The 501-nt window shown below is 66.3% G+C and carries 1 protein-coding gene; it reads left to right on the top strand.

The window, feature by feature from the left end; all coding sequences use genetic code 11:
• On the top strand, positions 1-499 hold a 499-nt coding region (locus AC1DTN_RS39430), incomplete at its 5' end, for a GMP synthase (glutamine-hydrolyzing) (protein WP_477925711.1).
• Positions 500-501: the final 2 nt, after the last annotated feature.

The following is a 501-nucleotide window of genomic DNA, read 5'->3' as shown; positions in this document are numbered from 1 at the left end:
GCTGGGCCTGAAGTTGCTCGAACCCTTGCGCGACCTGTTCAAGGACGAAGTCCGCGAACTCGGCGTGGCGCTCGGCCTGCCGCCCGAGATGGTGTACCGCCATCCCTTCCCGGGCCCGGGCCTGGGGGTGCGCATCCTGGGCGAAGTGAAGAAGGAATACGCCGACCTGCTGCGCCGCGCCGATGCGATCTTCATCGAGGAGCTGCGCAACTTCAAGGACGACGCGACCGGCAAGAACTGGTACGAACTCACCAGCCAGGCCTTCGCCGTCTTCCTGCCGGTCAAGAGCGTGGGCGTGATGGGCGACGGCCGCACCTACGACTACGTCGTGGCGCTGCGCGCGGTGCAGACCAGCGACTTCATGACGGCGGACTGGGCCGAGTTGCCCTATGCGCTGCTCAAGAAGGTGTCGGGGCGGATCATCAACGAGGTGCGCGGGATCAACCGCGTGACCTACGACGTGAGCAGCAAGCCGCCGGCGACGATCGAGTGGGAGTGAGC

The organism is Rhizobium sp. 01T444 (assembly GCF_056398305.1).
The sequence above is the reverse complement of the archived record's forward strand: the minus strand, read 5'-3'. Positions and strand labels throughout refer to the sequence as shown.